General features: G+C 74.3%; 21 protein-coding genes. 10 read left to right on the top strand and 11 right to left on the bottom strand.

What is annotated here, in order from left to right; genetic code table 11:
- Positions 1 to 51 precede the first annotated feature (51 nt).
- Positions 52 to 741 (top strand): copper homeostasis protein CutC, encoded by a 690-nt coding sequence (locus ACH499_RS18995; protein ID WP_399017046.1) that lies wholly within the window; start codon positions 52 to 54, stop codon positions 739 to 741.
- Between the two features lie 287 nt (positions 742 to 1,028).
- On the opposite strand, the gene ACH499_RS18990 is transcribed toward ACH499_RS18995, so the two are convergent.
- The gene (locus tag ACH499_RS18990; protein ID WP_399017044.1) at positions 1,029 to 3,080 is read right to left on the bottom strand and encodes a HelD family protein; all 2,052 of its coding nucleotides are present in this window, start codon (positions 3,078 to 3,080) and stop codon (positions 1,029 to 1,031) included.
- Positions 3,081 to 3,390: 310 nt separating this feature from the next.
- On the opposite strand from ACH499_RS18990, the gene ACH499_RS18985 reads away from it, so the two are divergent.
- Positions 3,391 to 3,576: a hypothetical protein gene (locus ACH499_RS18985; RefSeq protein WP_189233941.1), complete on the top strand. Its 186-nt coding sequence runs from the start codon at positions 3,391 to 3,393 to the stop codon at positions 3,574 to 3,576.
- Between the two features lie 3 nt (positions 3,577 to 3,579).
- On the opposite strand, the gene ACH499_RS18980 is transcribed toward ACH499_RS18985, so the two are convergent.
- Both ACH499_RS18980 and ACH499_RS18975 read right to left on the bottom strand, forming a co-directional pair.
- Complete coding sequence (locus tag ACH499_RS18980) at positions 3,580 to 5,223, bottom strand: DNA repair helicase XPB (protein ID WP_356198858.1); 1,644 nt, start codon at positions 5,221 to 5,223, stop codon at positions 3,580 to 3,582.
- A gap of 112 nt (positions 5,224 to 5,335) precedes the next feature.
- Positions 5,336 to 7,918 (bottom strand): helicase C-terminal domain-containing protein, encoded by a 2,583-nt coding sequence (locus tag ACH499_RS18975; protein WP_356198856.1) that lies wholly within the window; start codon positions 7,916 to 7,918, stop codon positions 5,336 to 5,338.
- Between the two features lie 130 nt (positions 7,919 to 8,048).
- Between ACH499_RS18975 and ACH499_RS18970 the strand changes: the two genes are divergently transcribed.
- Together ACH499_RS18970 and ACH499_RS18965 are read left to right on the top strand one after the other, a co-directional pair.
- Positions 8,049 to 9,080 (top strand): hypothetical protein, encoded by a 1,032-nt coding sequence (locus ACH499_RS18970; RefSeq protein ID WP_399017041.1) that lies wholly within the window; start codon positions 8,049 to 8,051, stop codon positions 9,078 to 9,080.
- 350 nt (positions 9,081 to 9,430) lie between these two features.
- Entirely contained in the window at positions 9,431 to 10,075 is a 645-nt protein-coding gene (locus ACH499_RS18965; protein ID WP_399017039.1) for an HAD family hydrolase, read from the top strand.
- Here the strand turns inward: ACH499_RS18965 and ACH499_RS18960 are convergent.
- Positions 10,042 to 10,302 carry a hypothetical protein gene (locus tag ACH499_RS18960; RefSeq protein ID WP_356198850.1) on the bottom strand — a complete coding sequence of 87 codons (261 nt, stop codon included), beginning with the start codon at positions 10,300 to 10,302 and terminating at the stop codon, positions 10,042 to 10,044. The two genes, ACH499_RS18965 and ACH499_RS18960, sit on opposite strands and share 34 nt — an antisense overlap.
- A 150-nt stretch (positions 10,303 to 10,452) precedes the next feature.
- Here ACH499_RS18960 and ACH499_RS18955 point away from each other — a divergent pair, with 150 nt between their 5' ends.
- On the top strand, positions 10,453 to 10,836 hold the full coding sequence (locus ACH499_RS18955) for a cold-shock protein (protein ID WP_399017036.1): 384 nt from the start codon (positions 10,453 to 10,455) through the stop codon (positions 10,834 to 10,836).
- A gap of 7 nt (positions 10,837 to 10,843) precedes the next feature.
- On the opposite strand, the gene ACH499_RS18950 is transcribed toward ACH499_RS18955, so the two are convergent.
- Genes ACH499_RS18950 through ACH499_RS18935 form a run of 4 tightly spaced genes read right to left on the bottom strand, consistent with a single transcriptional unit; the run spans position 10,844 to position 14,336 of the window.
- Positions 10,844 to 11,692 carry a 1,4-dihydroxy-6-naphthoate synthase gene (locus ACH499_RS18950; RefSeq protein ID WP_399017034.1) on the bottom strand — a complete coding sequence of 283 codons (849 nt, stop codon included), beginning with the start codon at positions 11,690 to 11,692 and terminating at the stop codon, positions 10,844 to 10,846.
- Positions 11,682 to 12,389: a futalosine hydrolase gene (locus ACH499_RS18945; RefSeq protein WP_399017032.1), complete on the bottom strand. Its 708-nt coding sequence runs from the start codon at positions 12,387 to 12,389 to the stop codon at positions 11,682 to 11,684. Before ACH499_RS18945 ends, ACH499_RS18950 begins: the two co-directional genes overlap by 11 nt.
- 11 nt (positions 12,390 to 12,400) lie before the next feature.
- Positions 12,401 to 12,889, bottom strand: a complete 489-nt coding sequence (locus tag ACH499_RS18940; protein ID WP_356198845.1) for a DUF2771 domain-containing protein — start codon at positions 12,887 to 12,889, stop codon at positions 12,401 to 12,403.
- Between the two features lie 58 nt (positions 12,890 to 12,947).
- Positions 12,948 to 14,336, bottom strand: a complete 1,389-nt coding sequence (locus ACH499_RS18935) for an MFS transporter (RefSeq protein ID WP_356198843.1) — start codon at positions 14,334 to 14,336, stop codon at positions 12,948 to 12,950.
- A 740-nt stretch (positions 14,337 to 15,076) separates the two neighbouring features.
- Between ACH499_RS18935 and ACH499_RS18930 the strand changes: the two genes are divergently transcribed.
- Positions 15,077 to 16,003, top strand: coding sequence for a DUF3027 domain-containing protein (locus tag ACH499_RS18930; RefSeq protein WP_356198841.1), 927 nt, complete (start codon positions 15,077 to 15,079; stop codon positions 16,001 to 16,003).
- A gap of 158 nt (positions 16,004 to 16,161) precedes the next feature.
- Complete coding sequence (locus ACH499_RS18925; protein WP_399017029.1) at positions 16,162 to 19,290, top strand: sacsin N-terminal ATP-binding-like domain-containing protein; 3,129 nt, start codon at positions 16,162 to 16,164, stop codon at positions 19,288 to 19,290.
- Positions 19,291 to 19,325: 35 nt separating this feature from the next.
- Here ACH499_RS18925 and ACH499_RS18920 read toward each other — a convergent pair whose 3' ends face one another.
- On the bottom strand, positions 19,326 to 21,728 hold the full coding sequence (locus ACH499_RS18920) for an HAD-IC family P-type ATPase (RefSeq protein WP_399017027.1): 2,403 nt from the start codon (positions 21,726 to 21,728) through the stop codon (positions 19,326 to 19,328).
- 99 nt (positions 21,729 to 21,827) lie between these two features.
- Positions 21,828 to 22,097: a DUF2530 domain-containing protein gene (locus ACH499_RS18915; RefSeq protein WP_356198836.1), complete on the bottom strand. Its 270-nt coding sequence runs from the start codon at positions 22,095 to 22,097 to the stop codon at positions 21,828 to 21,830.
- A 180-nt stretch (positions 22,098 to 22,277) separates the two neighbouring features.
- Between ACH499_RS18915 and ACH499_RS18910 the strand changes: the two genes are divergently transcribed.
- A complete protein-coding gene (locus ACH499_RS18910) occupies positions 22,278 to 23,735 on the top strand; it encodes an NCS2 family permease (protein ID WP_356198835.1) in 1,458 nt (485 codons plus the stop codon).
- Positions 23,736 to 23,745: 10 nt separating this feature from the next.
- Here the strand turns inward: ACH499_RS18910 and ACH499_RS18905 are convergent, their stop codons facing one another.
- The gene (locus ACH499_RS18905; RefSeq protein WP_356198833.1) at positions 23,746 to 23,934 is read right to left on the bottom strand and encodes a ribbon-helix-helix protein, CopG family; all 189 of its coding nucleotides are present in this window, start codon (positions 23,932 to 23,934) and stop codon (positions 23,746 to 23,748) included.
- A 150-nt stretch (positions 23,935 to 24,084) separates the two neighbouring features.
- On the opposite strand from ACH499_RS18905, the gene ACH499_RS18900 reads away from it, so the two are divergent.
- Entirely contained in the window at positions 24,085 to 24,522 is a 438-nt protein-coding gene (locus ACH499_RS18900) for a MarR family transcriptional regulator (protein WP_356198832.1), read from the top strand.
- Positions 24,523 to 24,548: 26 nt separating this feature from the next.
- Complete coding sequence (locus tag ACH499_RS18895; protein WP_399017024.1) at positions 24,549 to 25,913, top strand: MFS transporter; 1,365 nt, start codon at positions 24,549 to 24,551, stop codon at positions 25,911 to 25,913.
- The last annotated feature ends 33 nt before the right edge of the window (positions 25,914 to 25,946 follow it).

The following is a 25,946-nucleotide window of genomic DNA, read 5'->3' as shown; positions in this document are numbered from 1 at the left end:
ACTAGACCTCTAGACCTGTAGTGGTCCGAGAAGCCTGACGAATGGGGCCCCATGAGCAAGCGTGCAGTCCTGGAGGTGATCGCCCTCGACGTCGAGGACGCGGTCGCCGCCCAGGCCGGAGGCGCGGATCGCCTCGAACTGGTCACCGACATGGCGGCCGACGGGCTGACCCCGTCGCCCGGGACCGTCGCCGCGATCCGCGCCGCCGTCGACATCGACGTACGGGTGATGCTGCGGCTCGCGGACGGGTTCGCTGCGGGGGACGTCGAGCGGCTGGCCGGGGTCGCCGGGGAGATGCGGGCGGCCGGGGCGGAGCAGTTCGTGCTCGGGTTCCTCGACGCGGACGGGGACGTGGACCTCTCGGCGGTGGAGCGGGTCGCGGGGGCGCTCGAGGGATGCCGGTGGACGTTCCACCGGGCCCTCGACCGGGCCGTGAACCGGGACGCGGTGCGCAAGCAGCTCGCCGACTTCCCCGGGCTGGACACATATCTGACGGCCGGGGCGGCCGGGGGTGTGGGCGAGGGCCTTCCCACGTTGCTCGCGGAGGCGCGGCGGCGGGGGGAGCCGGGGTACGAGCAGCAGCTCCTGGTGGGGGGCGGGCTGCGGCTGGAGCACCTGCCCACGCTGCTGGACGCGGGGATCGACGGCTTCCACATCGGCGGCGCGGCGAGGCCCTCCGGGTGGGAGGGGCCGGTGTCGGCGGAGGCGGTCGCGCAGTGGCGCGGCGTGCTGGACGGGTAGCCGCCGGCCGCGACGCCGTCTCGCGGCGAAGCCGCGTCGTCGTGCCGCACTGAGCGTCGTCGTCGTCCCGCCCCGCAGCCGCGGCCACTCCTCTGGCCTGAGGCATGTCGTCGCCCGTCCCGCAGCTATGACGGCGTGGCGCCCGCAGCGAGCACGGCGTGGCGCCGGCGGCTATGACGGTGCGGCGCCCGCGGGTACCGACGGCGCGGTGCCCGTGGCTGGGGCGGTGCCGTGCCGACAGCGAGCACGGCGTGGTGCCCGCGGCCACGACGGCGCCGTGCCAGGGGCTATGCGGCCGTCAGTTGCGCAGGCAGGTCCGTGGCGTGGGTCACCAGGAGGCCCGAGACCGCGCGGGTCAGGCAGACGTACAGGCGGCGCAGCCCGGTGCGCTCGTCCGGTTCCGCGTCGACCACGGCCCGGGGCTCGTCCAGGACCACGTAGTCGTACTCCAGGCCCTTGGCCAGGGAGGCCGGGACCAGGGTGAGGCGGGTGGCCCGCGTCGTCTCCTCGCCCGGGCCGAGGTGCCCGATCCCGGCGGCGGTGAGCGCGTCCGCCAGCTCCGGCACCCGCGCGTCGGCGGCGATCAGACCGACCGAGCCCTCGCGGGACAGCAGCTCCCGGCAGGCCGCCACCACGTCGGCCGTCCCGGCGTCCACCGCCCGGACCTCGAAGAAACCGGGGTTCTCACGGATCGACGCCACCGGCGTCAGCCCCGGCGCGATGTACGGCAGCAGCCGGGACGCGTACGTGATGACGTCCGTCGGCACGCGGAAACCGGCCGTCAGCTCCTCGATCACGGCATCGTCCTTGCCCAGGTGCCCCAGCGCCTCCTCCCAGCTCCGCGTCGCCCAGGGCGTCGTGCCCTGCGCGAGGTCGCCGAGGACGGTCGCCGAGCCGGTCGTGCAGCGCCGGCCCACCGCCCGGTACTGCATGGGGGAGAGGTCCTGCGCCTCGTCGAGGACCACGTGCCCGAGGGAGTGCGTGCGCTCGATCAGGTCGGTCGCCTCGTCGATCAGCACCGCGTCCGCGGGCGACCACCTGGCGGACCGCACCGAGCGGGCCGGCCTCACCCACAGGATCGCCTTCCGCTCGTCCTCGCTGAGGATGCCCTCGGCGTGCTCGGCGAGGAAGTCCGCGTCCGTCAGCAGCCGCAGCACCAGCTTCGCCGGGTCGACCTGCGGCCAGACGGCCTTCACCGCCGCCTTCACCGCGGCGTTGCGCGCCACCGCGTTCTGCACCCGGTCGTCCGGCGCCTCCCCGGCCCGCTCCATCTGCACCAGTACCGCGTGCGCGATCCGCTGCGGAAGGGCCTCGCGGGCGGCGCCGTAGCGGATGTCGCGGGCGAGCAGTTCGCGGACGATGTCCTCCAGCTCGTACGCCGCCACCCGCCAGCGGCGTGATCCGCGCACGACGACGACCCCCTCGGTAGGCGGGGTGACGTGCGAGTACAGCGCCCTGCGCAGCACCTCCGCCATCCGCGCGTCGCCCTTGATCACGGCCGCCGCGGCGTCGTCCGTGCCGCGCACCTCCACGTGCGCGACCAGGTCGTCCACGGTGGCCTGGCGGACCGTCAGCTCGCCGAGGGCCGGCAGCACCTGCTCGATGTAGTGCAGGAAGGACTTGTTCGGCCCGATGACCAGGGTGCCGGTGCGGGCGAGGCGCTCGCGGTGGGCGTAGAGGAGGTAGGCGACCCGGTGCAGGCCGACGGCGGTCTTGCCGGTGCCGGGGCCGCCCTGCACGCAGACCGAACCGGCGAGCCCCGCGCGCACGATCTCGTCCTGCTCGGGCTGGATCGTCGCCACGATGTCGCGCATCGGGCCGACACGGGGCCGTTCGATCTCCCGCTGGAGCAGCTTGCTGGTGGCCGCGGCCTCGGCCGGGTCGGACAGGTGCTCGTCCTCGTACGCCGTCAGCTCCCCGCCGGTGTAGCCGAAGCGGCGGCGCAGCCCGACGTCCAGCGGGTCCTTCTTCGACGCCCGGTAGAACGGCTGCGAGACCGGCGCCCGCCAGTCGATCACCATCGGGTCGCCGTCCGCGTCGTGGACGTGCCGGCGCCCGATGTAGAAGCGTTCCCCGTCCGCCCCCTCGGCCTGCTCCGCCCCCGGGGCGTGCAGGTAGTCGAGCCGGCCGAAGAACAGCGGGGTGTCGCTGAGGTCGGCGAGCGCCTTGATGCGGTCCTCGATCTGGCTCTCCAGGACGGCGGCGTTGACCCAGTTCGCGGTGACGTCGGTGATGTCTAGGGACTCGACGTCCTCCCGCATGGCGCGCAGCGCGGACCGGGACGCGGCCAGGTGGGCGCGCTCGCGGGACAGGGGGTCGTCGTGGACGGGCGTGGACAAGGGGGTGCCTCCGGATGACCTGCTGTGTGGTGGGCGCGGGCTGCGCGCGGTGGGCCGACCGGTTTCCGTCCGGGCGGCGGCGCTCCGTGGGGAGGCGGGCAAGAGCGGAGATTCTAGGGGAACGGGCGCGGCGGGGGCCAACGCTTATTCCGCGCGGTCCGGCCCCGGCGACGGCTCTCCCGGCCGGACCCCTAGGGGACCGCGTCCTCCGCTCCGGGGGGTGCGCTCCCTCCGGGGTCGTAGGGAACGGGCGCCGGGCCGGTCCCGGAGACGGATGACAGCCTTATGTCCGCAATCGCACCATGGAGACATGAGCGCAGCAACCATCTCCCCCGCCCCGGCACCCGGCCGCCCCTCCGGCGCCACGCCCGTGGCCGGCAGTCACCGGCACCGGCTCGGTGACGCCCTGCGCGCCGTCAAGGTCTTCGCGGGCGCCGCCTTCGACGTGGTCGTCCTCGGTGAGTACGGCGAGGAGGCCGGCGTCCGCCGCAGGTGACGGCTAGCCCTCCGTCAGCAGTTCGTCCGCGTCCATGATCCGGTAGGCGTAGCCCTGTTCCGCCAGGAAGCGCTGGCGGTGGGCGGCGAAGTCCTGGTCGAGGGTGTCGCGGGCGACGACCGAGTAGAAGTGCGCCTGGTGGCCGTCCGCCTTGGGGCGCAGCACCCGGCCCAGGCGCTGGGCCTCCTCCTGCCGGGAACCGAAGGTGCCGGACACCTGGATGGCGACCGTCGCCTCCGGCAGGTCGATGGAGAAGTTGGCGACCTTCGAGACGACGAGGACGCTGATCTCGCCCTGCCGGAAGGCGTCGAAGAGCTTCTCCCGCTGGGCGTTGGACGTCTCGCCCTTGATCACCGGGGCGCCCAGGTGCTCGCCCAGCTCGTCGAGCTGGTCGATGTACTGGCCGATGACGAGGATCTGCTGACCGGCGAACCGGCGCACGATCGCCTCGGTGACCTTCCGCTTGGTGTCGGTCGTCGCGCAGTAGCGGTACTTCTCCTCCGCCTCGGCGGTGGCGTACGCGAGCCGCTCGGAGTCGGTGAGGTTGACGCGGACCTCGACGCAGTCGGCGGGCGCGATGTAGCCCTGCGCCTCGATCTCCTTCCACGGCGCGTCGAACCGCTTGGGGCCGATGAGCGAGAACACGTCCGACTCGCGGCCGTCCTCCCGGACGAGGGTCGCGGTCAGCCCCAGCCGGCGCCGCGCCTGGAGGTCGGCGGTGAACTTGAACACCGGTGCGGGCAGCAGGTGCACCTCGTCGTAGACGATCAGCCCCCAGTCGCGGGAGTCGAACAGCTCCAGGTGCGGATAGACGCCCTTCCGGCGGGTCGTCAGCACCTGGTACGTGGCGATGGTGACCGGCCGGATCTCCTTCTTCGTGCCGCTGTACTCGCCGATCTCGTCCTCGGTCAGACTCGTCCGCTTCACCAGCTCGTGCTTCCACTGGCGGGCCGAGACGGTGTTGGTGACCAGGATCAGTGTCGTGGACTTGGCCTGCGCCATCGACCCGGCACCGACCAGCGTCTTGCCGGCGCCGCAGGGCAGGACGACGACACCGCTGCCGCCGTGCCAGAAGTTCTCCACCGCCTGCTTCTGGTACGGGCGCAGCGCCCAGCCGTCCTCGGCCAGCTCGATCGGGTGCGCCTCGCCGTCGACGTACCCGGCGAGGTCCTCGGCGGGCCAGCCCAGCTTCAGCAGCGTCTGCTTGATCTGCCCGCGCTCGGAGGGGTGCACGGCCACCGTGTCCGGGTCGATGCGGGCACCGACCAGCGGCGCGATCCGCTTCGACTTCAGGACCTCCTCCAGCACCGGCCGGTCGGTGGTCGTCAGGACCAGCCCGTGCGCCGGGTGCTTGGAGAGGGTGAGGCGGCCGTAGCGGTCCATCGTCTCCGCGATGTCGACGAGCAGCGCGTGCGGCACCGGGTAGCGGCTGTACTGCACGAGCGCGTCCACGACCTGCTCGGCGTCGTGCCCGGCCGCGCGCGCGTTCCACAGGCCGAGCGGGGTCACCCGGTAGGTGTGGATGTGCTCCGGCGCCCGCTCCAGTTCGGCGAAGGGGGCGATGGCACGGCGGCAGTCGTCGGCCTGCTCGTGGTCGACTTCCAGGAGCAGGGTCTTGTCGGACTGGACGATGAGCGGACCATTCACGGGGGGCACCCTTTCGCGTGCGTACGGCCGGACGACGGCTCGGCCAATCGTCCAGTGTGCCTGATCGCCGGGCACGGGGGACGGCCGTCGGGCGGTGATGTGCCTCGCGGGGTCAGGTCTCGTCGCCGGCGAGTTCCGCCACGCCCGTGATCCGGTGCAGCGGGAAGGTGCGCACCTCGTCCGCCGTGTGGTCGTACGCCGTCACGAAGCCGCCCTCCACCCGGATCGGGGCGATGACGCGCTGGCTGGCGGCGCCCTCGGCGTTGACGAAGCCGATCCACAGCGCCTCCCCGGTCAGCACGGCGGCCTGCACGGTGGCCAGCGTCTCGGCCGCGCCCGTGCGGGGCAGCTCGCCGTTCGCGACCGGGGTGCCCTCGTCGCCGGGGCCGGGCTTGCGCGGGGCAGTGGAGGCGAGGTCGCCGGCGCGGATGGCGCGGATCGCCGCCGACAGCAGCGTGTCGTCCGGCACCGGCGGCCCGTCCGGGACCGGCTCCGGCGCCGTGCGCGGCGGCGTGCGGTGGGCGTCGGTGCGGGCGATCAGCACATCGCCCGCCGCGGACTCGGCGGCCGGCGCGAAGCCCATCGCGCGCAGCCCCTCCAGGAGCGCCGCCGGGTCCGCCTGCGCGGCCAGCACGGTCGGCGCGAGACGACGCAGGCCGAGGCCGGCCGCCCGCTTGTCGGCCAGGATCTCGTCCAGCGTCGCGTCGTCGTCGCAGCGCACGTACGCCGAGGCCGCCCCGACCCGGAGCCGCCCGTGCCGACGGGCCACGTCGTCGATCAGGTACGTGAGCGGCTGGGGAACCGGCGTACGGGAGTGCCGGGCGAGGAAGGCGTGCAGGTCGGCGGCGGTCTGCCCGGCGTCCAGCGCACGGCGCACCGAACCCGGCGTGAACCGGTAGACGGTGGCCCCGCCCCTCGACTCCACGTCCGCGAGCACACCCAGCGTGTCCGCGAGCGGACGCTCCAGCGGCCCCGGCGCCACGGCCGTCAGGTCGGCCTGGAGCAGCACGTGGTCCAGCGGCTCGGGGAGCAGCGGCGCGAGCAGCCGGGCGGCGGTGGCCGTGGCGGCGGACTGCTCGGCCGGGGTCAGCGGCGCGGGCGCGGCGGCGGGCGCGCGGTGGTGGACGGGCAGCTTGGCGCCGGGCCCCTCGGACTCCTCGGGCTCCGGGGCGGGCCGCGACGGCTCGGGCGCGCCGATCAGCGCCCGGGCCGGCGAGGCCAGCGCGCCCCGCCCGGTGACGCCCAGCAGCTCCGCCTCGGACAGCGTCCAGCGGGCGAGCCGGGTGCGCAGGTCCTCCTCCTGGCCCGCCCGGACCTCGCGGCCGTCCCGGCGCGGCCCGCGCAGCGGACGCTCCCAGCGCAGCCGGGCCAGCACCGACTCCGGCTCCGGCGCGGCGCCCTCGGGCAGCCCGGCCAGCAGGGTCAGCACCCGGTGCCGCACCTCGGGCGCGGCCGAACGGTCCAGGTCGGGGCCGAGCGCCGAGAGCGTACGGTCCTTGGCGTCCCGCCCGCCGACCAGCCCCGGCGTCCGGGTGGCCGTCAGCCACGCCCCGGCGAGCCGCGCCCAGCGCTCGGCGGCGGGCAGCTCCCGCCACTCGTCGTACGCCGGGGTCGCCGCGTACCGCTCGTCGGCCTCGCCGTCGGAGGCCAGCAGCCCGGCCGCGTAGGCCAGCTCGACCCAGAAGGCGGCGACCGGCTCGGGCACGTCCAGGGCGACGGCCGTCCGCTTCAGGTCGCGCACGCTCAGCCCGCCGGCCCGCAGCACCGCCGGGCCGCCCTCGTGCCAGTCCTTCAGCAGTTCCTCGACGGTCGCCGACGCGGTGAGGGCCTGGCCGGCCGCGGTGGCGTCCACCACCTGCGGACGGTGCGCGGCGGCGGCCTCCACCGGCGGCGGCACCGGCTCGGTCGTGCGGTGCGCGCGGCCGGCGCGCAGATGCAGGGCCACCTCGCGGGGCAGGACGACCGTGCCGGGCGCGGTCGGCAGCAGCAGGCCGCGGTCCAGCAGCAGGCGCAGGTGGGGTGCCGGGTCGTGGGTGACCTGGCCGTAGGGCGGGCCCCACACCAGGCGGTCCAGCACCTCCAGCGAGCCGGCGGGCAGCTCGCCCAGCAGGCCCGCCATCCGCTTCCGGTCCGTGAACAGGGCGCCGAGCGCGGCCACGGCGGTGACGGAGTCGTGCGTCGAGGGCAGTCCGAGGGTGGTCAGGATCTCCTGGACGCGGCCGGGCGACATGCCCGCGGTGGCCTCCCGCACGGTGGGGCCCAGACCCGTCGGCGAGGGATGCTGCGGGGAGGGCGCGAGCAGCTCGCGGGCGGTGCGCACCAGCCGCAGCCGGTCGTCGCCGCCCCACACCAGGGCCTGCTCGCGCAGCAGGGCGACGGCGCGCGGCAGGGCGGCGGCCACGGCGGCATCGCCCTCGTCGCCGGCCATCAGGCCGAGCAGTTCGCCGTACGACGCAGGATCCGCCGCCACGGCCAGCGCCTCCGCCGTCTGCAGCGCGAACCGGTCCAGCCGCTCCAGAGCCCGGACGACCGACGCGCGGGTGCCGGCGCGGGTGGCGAGCTGGGTGAGGTCCGTGGGGACGGGGGTGATGAGGTCGGGGCGGCTGCGCAGGAGGGCGGCCAGCGAGGCGTCGTCCCTGGCGCGGAGCGCCTCCGCGAGGGACCGGGGGGCCGCGGACTTCTCCTCGGTGCTCATCCGGCCAACGTTAGCGGGTGGGTACGACGGCGGGGCGGCACGTGCGCGGGGGAGGCCCGCCGGGCACGGGAACATTCGGTACCGTCGTCCGACGGGGTGTCACCACTCATCCGCCCCGGAGGGGTTGTCCGTGGGGATCGAGAGCGACCAGGTCGTGTACGAGTACCTGAGCCGTGTCGGCGACGTGGCCCAGCAGCGTCAGCTTCCGTCGGCGGCGCGGATGCGGCTGGTCTCCGAGCTGCGCAACGAGATCGACCGGCGGCGTGCGAGGACCACCGTCGACAGTCCGGCGGCCGTCCGCCGCATCCTGGACCGGCTGGGCAGCCCGGACGACGTGGTCGACGCGGCGGGGGGCGGTGGACCGCGGACGGCGGCGCCGGAACCGTCCGCCGCGGTGCCCGTGCAGCGGGAGGGCGGCGAGCGGCGCGACGCCGGGAGGCGCAAGGGCCTGCGGCGCGCCGTGCCGCGCCCGCGCCCGGCGGCGCACGATCCCGCGCCCGAGCCGGCCGCCTCCCCGCCCCACCTGGCGAGCGCGCACGAACTGGGGGACAGCGCCGTGCAGCCGGACTGGTGGCGGGTGGACGACGGGCCGTTCGGGGGCGGAGGCTTCGGGGACGGCGGCGACAGCGTGCCCGGGTTCGTCGGCGGCGTGGAGATCCCGGACCTGCTCAAGCCCCCGCCGAAGGAGCGGGACGGGAAGACGCCCCCCGAGGCGAAGCCCGAGGCCGAGGCGGAGGCGGTGGCCGACGCCGCCGCCGGGAAGCCGGCCGAGGCGGGCAGGGGCGGGGCCCGGCGCGGCCTGCCCCGCCTGTGGCCCGAGGGCGGCTGGAACAACCCGCTCCTGCTGCTCGCCGCGTCCCTGCTGATCGGCGGCGCCGTCGTCGGCAGCCTGGTCCCGCTCGGCCTGGGCTGGCTGATCGCCTACCTCTCCCGCCGTCTGACCCCCGTCCAGTCGAAGTGGGCGGTCCTGGGGCTGCCCGGCACGGTCGCCGCGGCCGGGGTGGTCTGGCTCTGGGGCCGCGGGGAGGGCCGCTGGGGCGACCCGATCCCCGAGGGCCACATGGCGGACGCCGTCACCGAGACCTGGCCCTGGGTCCTCCGCTGCGCCGCCCTCGCCACGGCCCTGTACCTCCTGTGGCGCTCCCGCCGCCCGGCATCCTGACCCCCACCGGCGGCCCCCCGCCCACAACCACAGGGCACCGGGCACGGTCAGAGCCTGATGTCTGCCGCCCCGGCCCGCGTCTGCCGGTGCGGCAACCCCGCGTCCGCCTTCGCGCCTCCCGGCCCGCGTCCGCCCCTTCGCGCGCCCGGCCCGCGCGCTGCCGGGATCACGTGACCCCCGCTGGCCTGGGCGGACCCCTTCCGGTCCGCGGGCCCGCCTCCGCCGGTCCTCCGGGCCCGCATCACCCCGCCGGGGGCCCGGGCCTCGCCCGCCCCGCCGCCCCGGGGCGCCCCTCCGCCGGGCGCCCGGGGCCCGGTCGGTGTGCCGGAGGCCCCGGCACAATGGCGGGTATGGCTTCTGCGACCCGTCCCGCGCCCACCGTCGGTTTCGATCTCGACATGACGCTGATCGACTCCCGGCCCGGCATCCGTGCCTGCTACCTGGCGCTGACCGAGCGGACCGGGACGTACGTCGACGCCGACCTGGCCGTCACGCGGCTCGGGCCGCCGCTGGAGGAGGAGCTGGCGCACTGGTTCCCGGCGGAGCGGATCGCGGCCACCGCCGAGCTGTACCGGGAGATGTACCCGGCGTACGCCGTCGGCGCGACGCCCGCGCTGCCCGGCGCCCGGGAGGCCGTGGAGGCGGTGCGGGCGGCCGGCGGACGGGCGATCGTCGTCACCGCCAAGTACGAGCCGAACGCCAGGATGCACCTGGAGCACCTCGGCATCCGGCCGGACGCCGTGATCGGCGACCTGTGGGCGGAGCAGAAGGCGGTGGCGCTGCGCGAGCACGGCGCGGACGTCTACGTCGGCGACCACCTCGGCGACATACGCGGCGCGCGGGCGGCCGACGCCCTGGCCGTCGCCGTGGCCAGCGGGCCGTGCGGCGCGGACGAGCTGCGCGAGGCAGGCGCCGACGTCGTCCTCGCCGACCTGACGCAGTTCCCGGACTGGCTCGCCGGCTACCGGGACGGCGCCGCCGCGGCCCGCGCCTGACGCCGCCCCGCGGCGATCGACCGGAGCACGCCCGCCCCGGCGATCAGGAACCCCACTCCCATCAGCATGCTCAGCCCGAACATGTAGGTGGGAAAGGGCGTCGTCCCCAGGAACAGCGGGGCCACCGTGACGAGGGTGGCCACGGCGCCGGCGAAAAAGACGATCGCACCGGCGCGGATCAACCGGTCACCGGGCGCGGCGGAATTCGTTCGGGTTTTGTCACGCACCCGACCAGGGTAGTTCCCTGCGCGAAGGAACGGCCGGGGGACGTCTTGTCACCGGCCTGAAGACCATTAGCCTGGGTACCGGCGGGTCCCACGACCCGCCCGAGTGCTATCAAGAGCAGTTTTCCGACGAGTACGAGGACGAGGACAGACGTGCCTACCGGCAAGGTCAAGTGGTTCAACAGTGAGAAGGGCTTCGGCTTTCTCTCCCGCGACGACGGCGGTGACGTCTTCGTCCATTCCTCGGTCCTCCCCGCCGGAGTCGAGACACTGAAGCCCGGCCAGCGCGTGGAGTTCGGCGTCGTCGCCGGCCAGCGCGGTGACCAGGCCCTGTCCCTCGCCCTGCTGGAGCCGGCCCCGTCGGTCGCCGCCGCGCAGCGCAAGAAGCCCGACGAACTGGCCTCCATCGTCCAGGACCTGACCACCCTCCTGGAGAACATCACCCCCATGCTGGAGCGGGGCCGCTACCCCGAGAAGGCCGCCGGCAAGAAGATCGCCGGCCTGCTCCGCGCGGTGGCCGACCAGCTCGACGTCTGACCCCGCGCTACGGGAACGCCAGCGCGTCCGGGCCGAGGGCCGGCACCAGGCCCTCGGCCGCGGCGCGGGTCAGCAGACCCCGGACCGCGGCGTAGCCGTCCTCGCCGAGGTCGGCCGTGAACTCGTTGACGTACAGCCCGATGTGCTGGTCGGCGACGGCCGGGTCCATCTCCTGGGCGTGCTCCATCACGTACGGGCGCGACGCCTCCGGGTCGTCCCACGCCGCGCGGACCGACGCCCGGACGGAGTCGGCGAGCCGGGTCAGCGCCTCCGCGCCCAGCGACCGCTTGGCGATGATCGCGCCGAGCGGGATCGGCAGCCCGGTGGTGTGCTCCCAGTGCTCACCCATGTCGGCGAGCTTGTGCAGCCCGTAGTTCTGGTACGTGAAGCGCGCCTCGTGGATCACGAGGCCCGCGTCGACCTTCCCGTCCCGCACGGCCGGCATGATCTCGTGGAACGGCATGACGACGATCTCCCCGACCCCGCCGGGCACCACGTCCGCCGCCCACAGCCGGAACAGCAGGTACGCCGTCGACTTCTCGCTCGGCACCGCGACCGCGCGGCCGCTCAGGTCGAGGCCCGCCTCCCGGGTCAGCACCAGCGGCCCGCAGCCGCGGCCCAGCGCGCCCCCGCAGGGCAGCAGCGCGTACTCGCCGAGGACGTACGGCAGTACCGCGTGCGACACCTTCAGCACGTCGGACTCGCCGCGCTCGGCCATGCCGTTGGTGATGTCGATGTCGGCGAACGTCACGTCGAGGGCGGGGCCGCCGGGGACGCGGCCGTGGGCCAGGGCGTCGAAGACGAAGGTGTCGTTCGGGCAGGGCGAGTACGCGATCCGCAAGGTGTCACTGCTCATGGGAGTTCCAACTTCCGAGGACGGGTGCGAGCTTCCCGAAGGCGTCCGTCAGGGCCGTGAGCGCGTCGCCGACGCGCCACGCGGCGCGGTCGCGGGGGCCGACCGGGTTGGAGACCGCGCGCAGCTCCAGCACGGGCACCCCGTGCGCGGCGGCGGCCTCGGCGACGCCGAAGCCCTCCATGGCCTCGGCGAGGGCACACGGGTGGCGGGCGCGCAGCAGCGCGGCGCGTTCGGCGGTGCCGGTGACGGTGGACCCGGTCAGGACGGTGCCGGGGCGGGCCCCGGTCGCGGCGGCGACGGCGCGGACGAGTCCCGCGGGCGGGCGGTGGGTGACGGTGCCGAAACCGAGTTCGGTGACCGGCAGGAACCCGTCGGCGGTCTCGGCGCCCAGGTCGGCGGCGGTGATCTCGTCGGCGACGACGAGGGAGCCGACGGGCGCATCGGGCGCGAAGCCGCCGCCGATGCCGGCCGAGACGACCAGGCCGTACGGGGCGCCCTCCAGGGCCGCGGCGGTCAGGGCGGCGGCGGTGGACGCGGCGGCGAGCGCGGGGCCTACTCCGGCGGCCAGCAGGTCGGGGCCGTCCGGGAGCCGGTGGAGCGCCACGCCGGGCCGGGCGGCCGGAGCGGCCGGTCCCGGAAACGCCCGAGCCACCGCGTCCCGTTCGACGGGGACCGCGGTGGCCACGAGGACGCGCACGGAGGACGTGGTCAGTCGCCCTTCTTCAGCTTGAAGACCCACACGCCGGTGATCTTCTGGCTGCCGTCCTTGCCGTCCCGGGCCGCGATGGCGACGTTCGTCGAGTTGCCCTGGGCGCCGTACTGGGCGTTGAAGAAGACGCTGCCCGGGATGGCCCGGTAGGTCTTCTCGCTGTCGTCGAGGAGCTGCTGCCCGTTCATCAGGATCGTCCAGTGGTCGTCGGCGATCTCCGGGTCGACGCCGAAGCGGACGGTCTCGTCCTGGCCGACGGTGATGGACTTGGCGTCCTTGTCCTTCAGGCAGTTGGTGATCTGGTCGTCGGAGAGGGCCTTGCCCTCCCCGCCGCAGGTGGCCTCGGAGCTGACCGAGGAGCTGCCGACGGTGATCGTCGACATGGCGGTCGGCTTGTCACAGGCCGAAATCAGGAGCAGTCCGGCGGATACGGCGCCGGCGGCGGCGACGGCGCGGCGGCGTCGCACAACGGATTGCAACGTGGTCATGGCCGAAGGCTATATGGCGGCTCCGGCCGTCCCCCCACCTGGGGGCGGCGTGGCGTGGTCACGCCACCCTCGTCCGCGCCGTACGCCCGTGCCGGGCCGAGCCGATCAGCCCCCGTACGGTGGTCAGCCATCCGGCGGCGACGATCGCGGCGCCCACCGACAGGCCCAGCGTGCCGTTCAGCGGCATCGCGATGCCCACCGCGCCGCCGAGCACCCAGGCCACCTGGAGCAGCGTCTCCGAGCGGGCGAACGCCGAGGTGCGGACCAGCTCGGGCACGTCCCGCTGGATCAGCGCGTCCAGGGACAGCTTGGCCAGTGCCTGCGCGAACCCGGCGACCGCCGCGAGGCACGCCACCACCACCGCGCCGAAGAACACCGCGGCCGTGACCGCCGCGCCCAGCACGAGCGCGACGACCGTCACGATGATGATCTCCGGCGCCCGTGAGCGCAGCCACGCCCCGACCGCCGTGCCCAGCGCGTTGCCCGCGCCGGCCGCGACGCCCACGATGCCGAGGGACACGGCGGCGCTCTGGCCCGTCATCGGGTGGACGCGCAGCAGGAACGCGAGGAAGAAGATCAGGAAGCCGGTCAGGCAGCGGATGGCGGCGTTGGCGGCCAGCGCGTGGGTGACCGCCGGGCCCACCGTGCGCAGCCCGGGGCGCTTGGCTGTCTTGCGGTGCGGGCCGTGCAGGTGCCGTTCGTCCGCGGCGAGCAGTGCCTTGTCCTCGCCCCGTGCCGAGTCCACCTTGTGCGGCAGCGTGAACGACAGCACGGTCCCCGCGACGAAGATCACAAAGGCGCCGTAGAGCGGCCAGCGCGGGCCGAGCTGCTGGAGCCCGGCCCCGACGGGCGCGGCGACGCCGGTGGCCAGCAGCCCGCACAGGGTCACGCGGGAGTTGGCCTTCACGAGGGAGAAGCCGGGTGGCAGCAGCCGGGGCACCACGGCGCTTCTCACCACTCCGTACGCCTTGGAGGAGACCAGTACGCCGAGCGCGGCGGGGTACATCTCGATGCTGCCGGTGATCACCGCCCCGGACAGCACCAGCGCGAGCAGCGCGCGGGCCCCCATCGCCGTCGCCATGGCCGCGCGCCGGCCGTGCGGGACGCGGTCCAGGATCGGGCCGATCACCGGCGCGAGGAGTGTGAACGGGGCCATGGTGATGGCGAGGTAGAGCGCCACGCGGCCCCGCGCCTCGTCGGTGGGCACGGAGAAGAAGACGGTGGAGGCGAGGGCGACGGTGATCATGACGTCGCCGGCGCCGTTCACTCCGTGCAGCTCGATCAGCTTGCCGAGGCCGGACTCGCCGGCGCCGTGCGCGTGGGTCGCCCGGCGGATGCCCCGCACCGTCCCGGTCACCGGCAGGCGCAGAGCACGGCCGACCGCGCGGAACCGCCCGGGCCCACGTCCCCGGCTCCCGCCCTTCAACTCCGTCCGTGCGGCTGCCACCCCGTCATAGTGCCCCGTGAACCGTGGCTCTAGCGCTTGTCACGGCCCGGATGGCGCTGATCGGGTCGAGCGGGGTCCCTGCGGGGCCGGGGCCGGTGACTGCCGGGGGCGGGTGTCGCGCCCCCGGCGAGCCCCCGGGTGCCGCGCCCGGCAGGCCCTCGGGCAGGCGCCCGTGCACCGGACTCGGGCCCCGGCGGCTCGCGGGCCGGGGCCGGGGCCGCGTGCGTGGTCCGGGGACGCGTGCGGGGCGGGTGCGGGGTTCGGCCGGCGGCGCCGCCACCGCGCCGGGGCGGCGGGCCTCGCGCCCCGCAGGGCGGGCCGGCTTCGCGGTGGGCGGCCGAGTGTCCCGCTGGGGGTGGGGGCCGCTTGCGGGAGCCGTCGTGCGGGGCGTGTGACGTTGTCGTGGGGGGAATTCCGGTGCCGGGGCGCGGGGTTGGGGGGCTCTGTCGCGGGGGCCGGGGTGCTTGCGCGAGGGCGCGGGTGCCGGGCGGTGCGGGATCGTGCCCTCGCCGAAACCTCCGTCGGTGTAGGCCCAGCGCACATGAGCAGGTAGCGTGCGTAGCGCGCCGTGGCGAACGTTCTCGGCCGCGCGCCGTACGGCCATCCCGCAGAATGGATGACGTAGGTGTGCCCGAGCGCGATCGGGCGCGGACGTCGACGCGGTCCACAGGTCCGCTCCGTCCGCCCCCTCGCAGGCAGCGGCGCACTCGTGAGACGGCGTATGGAGAGAAGCGATACCTGTGAGCGCAGCGACAACGCGAAGCCGCACCCCTGACCGCCTGTGCGCCGAGGCCGTCGACCTCGCCCGCGCCGCAGCCGAGGAGGCCGCCGCCCCCGGCGTCGTCGGCGAGCACGAGGGGATGGTGTCGGAGGGCGACCGGGTCGTCACCCACTACTTCGCCTCCAAGGAGCTCGGCTACCGGGGCTGGCGCTGGGCCGTCACCGTGGCCCGCGCCTCCCGCGCCAGGATCGTGACCGTCGACGAGGCGGTGCTGCTGCCCGGCCCCGACGCCCTGCTCGCCCCCGAGTGGGTGCCGTGGAGCGAGCGGCTGCGTCCCGGCGACATGGGACCGGGCGACCTGCTGCCCACCGACGCCGAGGACCTGCGGCTGGAACCGGGCTGGACCGGCGAGGACGAGCCGCCGCCGAACTCCGCCGTCTCCCACGAGATGGCCGACCTGGTCGAGGCCGAGGACGCCGAGGTGACGTCCGGGCCGCCCGCCGAGCTGCCCACCGTCCCGGCCCGCGGCACCATCTCGGCCGTCGCCGAGGAACTGGGCCTGCGCCGGGCGCGGGTGCTCTCCCGCTACGGCCTGCGCATCGCCGCCGACCGCTGGGAGGACGCCTTCGGGCCCAACACGCCGATGGCCCAGGCGGCGCCCGCGAGCTGCGAGTCCTGCGGCTTCCTCACCCGCATCGGCGGATCGCTGGGCCAGGCCTTCGGGGTGTGCGCCAACGAGTTCTCCCCGGCGGACGGCCGCGTCGTGTCCCTCGCGTACGGCTGCGGGGGGCACTCCGAGGCCGCCGTGATGCCGAAGGCGCCGCAGCCCGCTCCGCCCGTGATCGACGAGACGCGGATCGACCCGTTCCCGCTGCGCCCGGCGTCGGACTCCGGCTCGGTCCCGGTCACCGAGGACGAGGCGTCGGCCGACCTCGGCCACTCGTAGGCCCTTTCCGCGGGCACCACTCGTAGGCACCGCGGGCACGGGGCACCCGGCAAGCGCTCCGGCCCCCGGGCCGGCCGGTGTGCGCCGGGACCCGACGGCGTTCCGTCCGGCGGGGCCCGGGGCGGTACCTTCATGGTCCGTCGATGAGGAGAGTGCCCGTGAGTATGTTCGTGCGGCCCGCCGAGGAGGGCGCCGACCCGTTCGGTACGGCACGTCTGCGGCGCGGGGTGCTGGACGCCTGGGTGACGAGCCCCGCCCGGTTCCGCGAGGACGCCAACGCCGAGGAGGACCTCGTCCTCGGCGGCTACCGCGACCGGCTGGTCGTCGAGCTGGCCCAGAACGCCGCCGACGCCGCCGCCCGCGCGGGCGTGCCGGGCCGGCTCCGGCTCACCCTGCGGGACGACGTCCTCGTCGCCGCCAACACCGGCGCCCCGCTGGACGCGGCGGGCGCCGAGTCGCTGTCGACGCTGCGCGCCTCCGCCAAGCGCGGGGCCGCCGAGAGCGCCGTCGGCCGGTTCGGGGTCGGCTTCGCCGCCGTCCTGGCCGTCACCGACGAGCCCGCCGTCGTCGGCCGGCACGGCGGCGTGCGCTGGTCCCTCGCCGAGGCGCGGGACCTGGCCGCCGGCACCGCACGGCACAGCCCCGGCCTCGGCGACGAGATCCGCCGCCGCGACGGCCACGTCCCGCTGCTCAGGCTGCCGTTCCCCGCCGAGGGCAGCGCCCCCGGCCCGTACGACACCGCCGTCATCCTGCCGCTGCGCGACACGGCCGCCGCCGACCTCGCCGAGCGGCTGCTGCGCGCCGTGGACGACGCGCTGCTGCTCACCCTGCCCGGCCTCGAGGAGGTCGTGATCGAGGCGGGGGACGACGTACGCACCCTGCGCCGCGGCACGGACGGCCCGCTGACCGTCGTGGAGGACTCGCGGGAGGGCACCACCCGCTGGCGCACCGCCGCCGCGCACGGCCCGCTCACCCCCGACCTCCTCGCCGACCGGCCCGTGGAGGAGCGGCTGCGCCCCCACTGGTCCGTGACGTGGGCCGTGCCCGTGGACGCCGACGGCGGCCCCGCCCGGCCCCGCACCAGCCCCGTCGTGCACGCCCCCACCCCGAGCGACGAGCCCCTCGGCGTCCCCGCCCTGCTCATCGCGTCGTTCCCGCTGGACTCCACCCGCCGGCACGCCGCGCCGGGCCCGCTGACCGACTTCCTGACCCAGCGCGCGGCGGACGCCTACGCCGCTCTCCTCGCCGACTGGACCCCGGTCACCGCCGGGATCATCGACCTCGTGCCCGGCCCGCTGGGCAAGGGGGAACTGGACGGCGCGCTGCGGCAGGCGATCCTCGACCGGCTGCCGCGCACCTCCTTCCTGCCGCCGGCCGCCGAACCGCGCGACGACGACACCGACGGCCTGCCCGGGTCCCTGCGTCCCCGTGACGCCGAGGTGGCCGAGGGCGCGGGCGCCGAGACCGTGCGCGTCCTCGCCGAGGTGCTGCCCACCCTGCTCCCCGCCGGCCTGGAGCGCCGCGCCGAACTGCGCACGCTGGGCGTGGCCCGGGTGCCGCTGACCGACGCGATCGACCGGCTGGCCGGACTGGAGAAGCCCCCCTCCTGGTGGCGACGGCTCTACGACAGCCTCGCGGGCGTCGACCCCGACCGCCTGTCCGGGCTGCCGGTGCCGCTCGCCGGGGGAGGGCGGACCACGATCGGCCCCCGGCAGGTGCTGCTGCCGTCCCCGGACGGTGCCGTCCTCGACCCCGGCGTCCTCACCCGCCTCGGCCTCAAGGTCGCCCACCCGGACGCCGCCCATCCGCTCCTGGAGAAGCTCGGCGCCCTCCCGGCCACCCCGCGGGCCGTGCTCACCACCCCGCAGGTCCGGGCCGCCGTCGCCGCCTCCCTGGACGACGCGGGCGGCATGAACTGGGAGGAGGACGCGCCCGACGCCGAGGAACTGGCCGACACGGTCCTCGGCCTCGTCCGCGACGCCGGGCTCGACGCGGGCGACGAGCCCTGGCTCGGCGCGCTCGCCCTGCCCGACGAGGACGGCGAACTCTCCCCGGCCTGCGAACTCGTCTTCCCCGGCGGTCCCTTCGCCGAGGTGATGCGCGAGGACGAACTGGCCGCCGTGGACGCGGAACTGGCGGACAGGTGGGGCCCCGGGCCGCTCGCCGCCTGCGGCGTCCTCGTGACCTTCGCCCTCGTCCGTGCCACCGACGTCGTCCTCGACCCGGACGAACTGGAGCCCCGCGAGGGCGACTTCGCCGAGCCGGACGACCCCGGTCTGCTGGACGCCGTGGACGTGTGGAGCGAGGACGTCCTCGACCGCTTCCCGGACAGCCCCGTCCCCCCGGTCGCCACCGAGATCGTCGCCGTCCGCGACCTGGACCTCGTGGCCGACGACCGCTGGCCGCAGGCCCTCGCCCTGCTGTCCCAGCCCCCGCTGCGGGACGCGCTGGTGCAGCCGGTGCGCGTCCTGCTGCCCGACGGCACCCACGAGGTCGTACCGCCGTACACCGCGTGGTGGCTGCGCGGGCACCCCGTGCTCGACGGGCGGCGCCCGGCCGGACTGCGCGCGGCCGGCGGCGACCCGCTGCTGCGCGGCCTGTACGACGAGGCCGACGCGACCGGGTTCGAGGACGAGCAGGTGCTGCGGGCGCTCGGCGTGCGCACCTCCGTCGCGGCGCTCCTCGACGAGCCCGGCGGCGCGGCCGAACTGCTGGACCGCCTCGCCGACCCCGATCGCCCGGTCACGGCCGCCCAACTGCACGCCCTGTACGGCGCGCTGGCCGGGCTGGACCCGGAGCAGGTCACCCTGCCGGACGATCTGCGGGCCGTGCGCGACGGCCGGGTCGAGGTGGTGGACGCCGCCGACGCCGTGGTGGTCGACTCGCCCGACCTGCTGCCCTTCACCTCGGGCGTGCCGCTGCTGCCGGTCCGCCCGGTGCTCGCCGCCGAGCTGGCGGAGCTGTTCCAGGTGCGGCGGCTGAGCGAGTCCGTCACTGGCGAGGTGCACTCCGAGGGCACCGAGCACGACGTTCCGGAGCCGGTCCGGGTGCTGCTCGGGGCGCGGACCCCGGCGTCGTACGTGGAGCACGAGGAACTGGTGGTCGACGGCGTGGAGATCGACTGGCGGCTCACGGCCGACGGCGTGCTGCACGCCGCGACCCTGGAGGGCGTCGCCGCCGGTCTCGCCTGGGCGGCCGGCCAGTGGCCCCGCCGCTTCGAGGTCGCGGCCCTCCTGGAGGACCCGTCCCGCACGGAGGAACTGGCCAGGGACCGCTGGTTCGACTGAGCCACGGGCGGACCCGGCCGGACCACGAGAGGCGGTCAGGCCGGGAAGCGCCGGTCGACCCACTTCCACAGCAGCTCCAGCAGGCCCGCCGCGGCGACCGCCACGCCGACGGCGGTCCACGGCATCGTGACACCGACCAGCTTCAGCGCGAAGAAGTCCTGGAGCCACGGCACCACCAGCACCACCAGGAACGCGGCGCCCATCGCCGCCACCAGCAGCACGCGCCACCACGTGTAGGGCCGGGCGACGATCGCCAGCACCCACATCGAGACCAGGAACAGCGTCAGCGTCGCCGCGCTGGTCTCCGCGTCCAGCGCCCCCGGCCCGCTGTAGTGGTGCCGGGCGGCCAGGTACGTCACGAAGGTCGCCGCCCCGGCCACCACGCCGCCGGGGACGGCGTACCGCATCACCCGCCGGACGAAGTGAGGTCTGGCCCGTTCCCTGTTCGGCGCGAGGGCCAGGAAGAAGGCCGGGACGCCGATCGTGAGGGTGGACAGCAGGGTCAGATGCCGGGGCAGGAAGGGGTACTCGACCCGCGAGCACACCACCAGGACCGCCAGCAGCACCGAGTACACGGTCTTCACCAGGAACAGGGTGGCGACCCGCGTGATGTTGCCGATGACCCGGCGGCCCTCGGCCACCACCGACGGCAGGGTGGCGAAGCTGTTGTTGAGCAGCACGATCTGCGCTACCGCCCGGGTGGCCTCCGAGCCCGAGCCCATCGCCACGCCGATGTCGGCGTCCTTGAGCGCGAGGACGTCGTTGACCCCGTCGCCGGTCATGGCGACCGTGTGCCCGCGCGACTGGAGGGCGCCCACCATGTCCCGCTTCTGCTGCGGGGTGACCCGCCCGAACACCGTGGCCCCGTCGAGCTCCTCGGCCATGGAGTCCCGTTCGGCGGGCAGCCGGCGGGCGTCGACGGCGGTGCCGGACAGCCCGAGCTTGGCGGCGACCGCGCCGACGGAGACCGCGTTGTCCCCGGAGATGACCTTGGCGTGCACGTCCTGCTCGGCGAAGTAGCGCAGGGTGTCGGCGGCGTCCGGGCGCAGCCGCTGCTCCAGCACCACCAGCGCGGTGGGAACGGCGCCCTCGGCCGGCTCGGCGTCGTCGAGGTCCCGGGTGGCGCGGGCGAGCAGCAGCACCCGCATGCCCTGCTCGTTGAGCCGTACCGTCTCGGCGAGGGCGGGGGCGTCCTCGGCCAGCAGCACGTCCGGTGCGCCCAGCAGCCAGGTGCTGGAGGCGCCGTCGCCCTCGCCGAACGTGGCGCCGGCGTACTTGCGGGCGGAGGAGAAGGGCAGGGACTCGGTGCAGCGCCAGTCCTCGGCGACCTCGGCCACCGGATAGGCGTCGATGATCGCCTGGAGGGAGGCGTTCGGGCGCGGGTCGGACTCGCCGAGGGCGCCGAGCACCGCGCGGACGTAGCCCTCGTCGGCCCCGTCCAGGGTGCGCAGCTCGGTGACGTCCATGCCGCCCTCGGTGAGGGTGCCGGTCTTGTCCAGGCAGACGGTGTCGACGCGGGCCAGGCCCTCGATCGCGGGCAGCTCCTGGACCAGGCACTGCTTGCGGCCGAGCCGGATCACGCCGATGGCGAAGGCGACGGAGGTGAGCAGCACCAGCCCCTCGGGGACCATGGGCACGATGCCGCCGACCGTCCGGGCGACGGACTCCTTGAAGGCGTCGTCCTTGGTGACGAGCTGGCTGATGATCAGGCCGATCGCGGTCGGCACCATCATCCAGGTGACGTACTTCAGGATCGTGGAGATGCCGGAGCGCAGCTCGGACTGGACGAGGGTGAAGCGGGACGCCTCCTCGGCGAGCTGGGCGGCGTAGGCCTCGCGGCCCACCTTGGTCGCCCTGAACGCGCCGCCGCCCGCGACGACGAAGCTGCCGGACATGACCTGGTCCCCGGGCCGCTTCACGACCGGGTCGGCCTCACCGGTCAGCAGCGACTCGTCGATCTCCAGCCCGTCGGCCTCGACGCAGACCCCGTCGACCACGGCCTTGTCCCCGGGCCCGATCTCGATGACGTCGTCCAGCACGATCTGCGAGGTGCTGATCTCGGCGGTCCTGCCCTCACGGCGCACGGCCGGTCTGACCTCGCCGATCACGGCGAGGGAGTCGAGGGTCTTCTTCGCCCGCCACTCCTGGACGATGCCGATGCCGGTGTTGGCGAGGATCACGAAACCGAACAGGCTGTCCTGGATCGGCGCCACGATCAGCATGATCACCCACAGGACGCCGATGATCGCGTTGAACCGCGTGAACACGTTGGCGCGGACGATCTCGCCGAGGGAGCGGCTGCTGCGCACCGGTACGTCGTTGACCTGGCCGCGCGCGACCCGTTCGGCGACCTCGGCGGAGGTCAGCCCCGTCTCCGGCGACGAGAGGGGAGCCGGGTGCGCGGGATCGAGGGCGGCACCCGCGTCGGTATGCGTCATGCATTCGACGGTACGTGCGGTTTTACGGTGGCACGCGCCGAACGGCCCGAAGATCCGACCTGGGTACGAGGCGGACGGGAGGCGCCTGCTGCCCAGGTACTACGCGGTGGGACGCGCCTCGCGGGCCGCGGCGTCCCGCTTGATCGCGGCGTCGCGCTTGCGGACGTACCAGATGCCGATCAGGCCGAGTCCGGCGCCGGCCAGACAGGTCCACACCCACCAGGCGTGTCCGTGGTCGTCGAACCAGCCGTAGAACGGGAGCTGGACCAGGAAGAGGACGAACCAGAGGAGGGTGCCGCCGGTGATGGTGGCGACCACGGGGCCCTCCAGGGGCTCCGGCGCCTCGTGCGTGGGTGTCCACTTCGCCATGCGTACAGCTTACGAGGCGGCCGCGGGGGCCGGTGACGGCGCGGCGCCACCACGGTCTACGCGCGGAGATAGCGATCTGCGGCTCATACGTTCATACTGAAACCGTTTGTCTCTGACCGCATTTATTCGTAGAAAACACCAACAAGGCCGTGGGGGAACCTGTTGGTGATGAGGTCTCGCATGTCCACCTCGGCTGCCGCCAAGGTCCCCCCGACCCCGGGATCGCCCGAAGACCGGCGTCCCCCGCAGAACGCCCTCGACCGCTACTTCAAGATCTCCGAGCGGGGCAGCACGCTGCCCCGTGAGATCCGGGGCGGCTTCGCGACCTTCTTCGCGATGGCCTACATCATCGTGCTGAACCCGATCATCCTCGGCAGCGCGAAGGACATGTACGGCCACCAGCTCGACAACGGCCAGCTCGTCACCGCGACCGCGCTGACGGCGGCGTTCACCACGCTGCTGATGGGGGTCATCGGCAACGTGCCGATCGCGCTCGCGGCCGGTCTCGGTGTGAACTCGGTCGTCGCCCTCCAGCTCGCCCCGCGGATGTCCTGGCCGGACGCCATGGGCATGGTGGTGCTGGCCGGTTTCGTCGTCATGCTGCTGGTCGCCACCGGTCTGCGCGAGCGCGTGATGAACGCCGTGCCGTTCGGGCTGCGCAAGGCCATCGCGATCGGCATCGGCCTGTTCATCATGCTCATCGGCCTCGTGGACTCCGGGTTCGTGACCCGGATGCCGGACGCCGCCCAGACCACCGTCCCCCTCCAGCTCGGCACGGGCGGTCACCTGCTCGGCTGGCCGGTCCTGGTCTTCGTCCTCGGCGTGCTGCTCACGCTGGCGCTGATCGTCCGCAAGACCCCCGGCGCCATCCTGATCTCCATCGTGGCGATGACCCTCGTCGCCATGGTCATCAACGCCGTCGCCGACGTCCCCTCCTGGGGCCTGACCACCCCCGAGTGGCCCGGTAACCCGGTCGCCGCGCCGGACTTCGGCCTGGTCGGCCAGGTCAGTCTGTTCGGCGGGTTCGGGAAGGTCGGCATCCTGACCGGCGTCCTGTTCGTCTTCACGGTGCTGCTGTCCTGCTTCTTCGACGCCATGGGCACGATCATGGCCGTCAGCGACGAGGCCAAGCTGACCGACGCGAAGGGCCAGATGCCGGGCATCAACAAGGTCCTGTTCGTGGACGGCGTCGCGGTCGCGGCGGGCGGCGCGAGCTCGGCCTCGGCCACGACCTGCTTCGTGGAGTCCACGGCCGGAGTCGGGGAGGGCGCCCGTACCGGCTTCGCCAACATCGTCAGCGGCGCGCTGTTCGCCTTCGCCCTCTTCCTTACGCCGGTCGCCACGATGGTGCCGTCGCAGGCGGCCACCCCGGCGCTCGTCGCGGTCGGCTTCCTGATCCTGGCCGGTTCGATCACGGAGATCGACTGGTCCGACTTCACGGTCGCCGTCCCGGCCTTCGTGACGATGCTGATGATGCCGTTTACGTACTCGATCACCAACGGCATCGGCATGGGCTTCGTCACCTTCACGGTGCTGCGCCTGGTGGTCGGCCGGGGCCGGGAGGTGCCGGTCGCGATGTACGCGGTCTCGGCGGTCTTCGCCTTCTACTACCTGATGCCGGCCCTGGGTCTGACCTGATCCCGCGGGGTCACGGCACCCCGTAGAACCGTTCCGTCTCCTCGACGGCGGCCTGGAACCGCTCGTCGAAGTCATCCCGAATGAGCGTCCGGACGACATAGTCCTGGACGCTCATTCCTCTTTTCGCCGCGTGGTCCCGGAGCCGTTCGAGCAGCTCCCCGTCCATCCGCAGGCTGAGCACGCTGGTCCCCATGCGCACGAGGGTCGCCCCGGCCGGCCGGGTGATGCTCCGGTTTCCGGAAACAGCTCACTCGTTCGGGTGAAGCGTGGGTTTCCGTGGCGTGAGTCACGGGCAGGCGGGCGGACGAGCATTGGTCTTTCGTCAGTCTAATGAGTTACGCTAAGGAACATGCCGGACCTCAACCATGGCGACGATGTTGCCGCCGTGAACTCCCTGCGCTCCGCCGTGATGCGGCTGTCCCGTCGGCTCAAGCACCAGCGGGTCGACGAGTCGCTGAGCCCCACCGAGATGTCGGTGCTGGGCACCCTGTCCAACTGCGGCAGCGCGACCCCGGGCGAGCTCGCCCGCAAGGAACACGTCCAGCCGCCCTCGATGACCCGCATCGTGGCGCTCCTGGAGGCCAAGGGGCTCGTGCGGCTGGAGCCGCACCCCGAGGACCGGCGCCAGAAGGTCGTGACGCAGACCGAGCAGGCCGTGGTGATGCTCGAGGAGAGCCGCCGCAAGCGGAACGCGTTCCTGGCCGCGCTGGTCGAGGGCCTCGACGAGGACGAGTGGGCGACGCTGCGCGCGGCGGCCCCCGTGCTGGAGAAGCTCGCACACCTGTAGGCAGCATTCGCGAGGAGGCGAACCTTTTGAGTACGGGACCCGGAGCAGCTTCCGTCCCCGCACCTGACCACGACGACACCCTTTCCAAGGCCCCCGAAGCCCCCCGCAGGACGTCCATGTTCGCCTCCCTGCGGGTCAGGAACTACCGCCTGTTCTTCACGGGACAGGTGGTCTCCAACATCGGCACCTGGATGCAGCGCATCGCCCAGGACTGGCTGGTGCTCAGCCTCACCGGCTCCTCCGCCGCCGTCGGCATCACGACGGCCCTCCAGTTCCTGCCGATGCTGCTCTTCGGTCTCTACGGCGGCGTCCTCGTCGACCGTCTGCGCAAGCGGCCCACGCTGCTGGTCACCCAGTCCGCGATGGCCCTGACCGCGCTCGTCCTCGCCGTCCTCACCCTGACCGGGCAGGTCCAGGTCTGGCACGTCTACGTCGCCGCCTTCGCCATGGGCCTGGCCACCGTCATGGACAACCCGGCGCGCCAGTCCTTCGTCTCCGAGCTGGTCGGCCGCGACCAGCTCCAGAACGCCGTCAGCCTGAACTCGGCCAACTTCCAGTCCGCCCGCCTGGTCGGCCCCGCCGTCGCCGGCCTCATGATCACCGGAGTGGGCACCGGCTGGGCGTTCCTCGCCAACGGCCTGTCCTTCGTGGCGCCCCTGACCTGCCTGCTGCTGATGCGCACCCGTGAGCTGCACACCGTCCGGCGCGCCCCGCGCGGCAAGGGCCAGCTCCGCGAGGGCCTGCGCTACGTCGCCGGGCGCCCCGAGCTGACCTGGACCATCGTGCTGATCGGCTTCATCGGCACCTTCGGCTTCAACTTCCCGGTGTTCCTGTCCGCCTTCGCCGGCGACGTCTTCGACGCGGGCGCCGGCGAGTACAGCCTCTTCAACACCCTCATGGCCGTCGGCTCCCTGGCCGGCGCCCTGCTCGCCGCCCGGCGCGGCACGTCCCGGCTGCGCGTCCTGATCGCGGCGGCGGTGGGCTTCGGCGTCCTGGAGATCGCCGCGGCGGCGGCTCCGTCGCTGTGGCTGTTCGCCCTGCTGATGGTCCCGATCGGCGTCTTCAGCATGACGGTCAACGTCACGGCCAACACGAGCATCCAGATGTCCACCGACCCGGCGATGCGGGGCCGTGTCATGGCCCTCTACATGATGGTCTTCCTCGGCGGCTCGCCGGTCGGCGCCCCGGTCGTCGGCTGGGTCACGGACACCTACGGCGCCCGGGTCGGCCTCGCCGCGGGCGGCGCCGTCGCGGCCGCCGCGGCGGTCGTGATCGGCCTCGTGCTGGCCCGCGTCGGCAACCTCCGCCTCTCGGTCGGCTGGCACGGCGGCCACCCACAGGTCCGCTTCGTACCGAGGGAACGGCAGGAGGAACTGGCCCCGGCGGCGTGAGCCGGTCGCTCGGGGACGCCCGCCGGCTCCCGG

The sequence above is a fragment of the Streptomyces sp. NPDC018947 genome, assembly GCF_044390505.1.
Lineage (GTDB): Bacteria > Actinomycetota > Actinomycetes > Streptomycetales > Streptomycetaceae > Streptomyces.
The sequence above is the reverse complement of the archived record's forward strand: the minus strand, read 5'-3'. Positions and strand labels throughout refer to the sequence as shown.

Excerpts from the sequence above, each read along its gene's own strand:
- ACH499_RS18900 (WP_356198832.1), top strand. The coding sequence starts at position 24,085 with ATGCCGGACCTCAACCATGGCGACGATGTTGCCGCCGTGAACTCCCTG.
- ACH499_RS18920 (WP_399017027.1), bottom strand. The coding sequence starts at position 21,728 with ATGACGCATACCGACGCGGGTGCCGCCCTCGATCCCGCGCACCCGGCT.
- ACH499_RS18975 (WP_356198856.1), bottom strand. The coding sequence starts at position 7,918 with ATGAGCACCGAGGAGAAGTCCGCGGCCCCCCGGTCCCTCGCGGAGGCG.
- ACH499_RS18910 (WP_356198835.1), top strand. The coding sequence starts at position 22,278 with ATGTCCACCTCGGCTGCCGCCAAGGTCCCCCCGACCCCGGGATCGCCC.
- ACH499_RS18950 (WP_399017034.1), bottom strand. The coding sequence starts at position 11,692 with ATGAGCAGTGACACCTTGCGGATCGCGTACTCGCCCTGCCCGAACGAC.
- ACH499_RS18915 (WP_356198836.1), bottom strand. The coding sequence starts at position 22,097 with ATGGCGAAGTGGACACCCACGCACGAGGCGCCGGAGCCCCTGGAGGGC.
- ACH499_RS18995 (WP_399017046.1), top strand. The coding sequence starts at position 52 with ATGAGCAAGCGTGCAGTCCTGGAGGTGATCGCCCTCGACGTCGAGGAC.
- ACH499_RS18965 (WP_399017039.1), top strand. The coding sequence starts at position 9,431 with ATGGCTTCTGCGACCCGTCCCGCGCCCACCGTCGGTTTCGATCTCGAC.
- ACH499_RS18940 (WP_356198845.1), bottom strand. The coding sequence starts at position 12,889 with ATGACCACGTTGCAATCCGTTGTGCGACGCCGCCGCGCCGTCGCCGCC.
- ACH499_RS18985 (WP_189233941.1), top strand. The coding sequence starts at position 3,391 with ATGAGCGCAGCAACCATCTCCCCCGCCCCGGCACCCGGCCGCCCCTCC.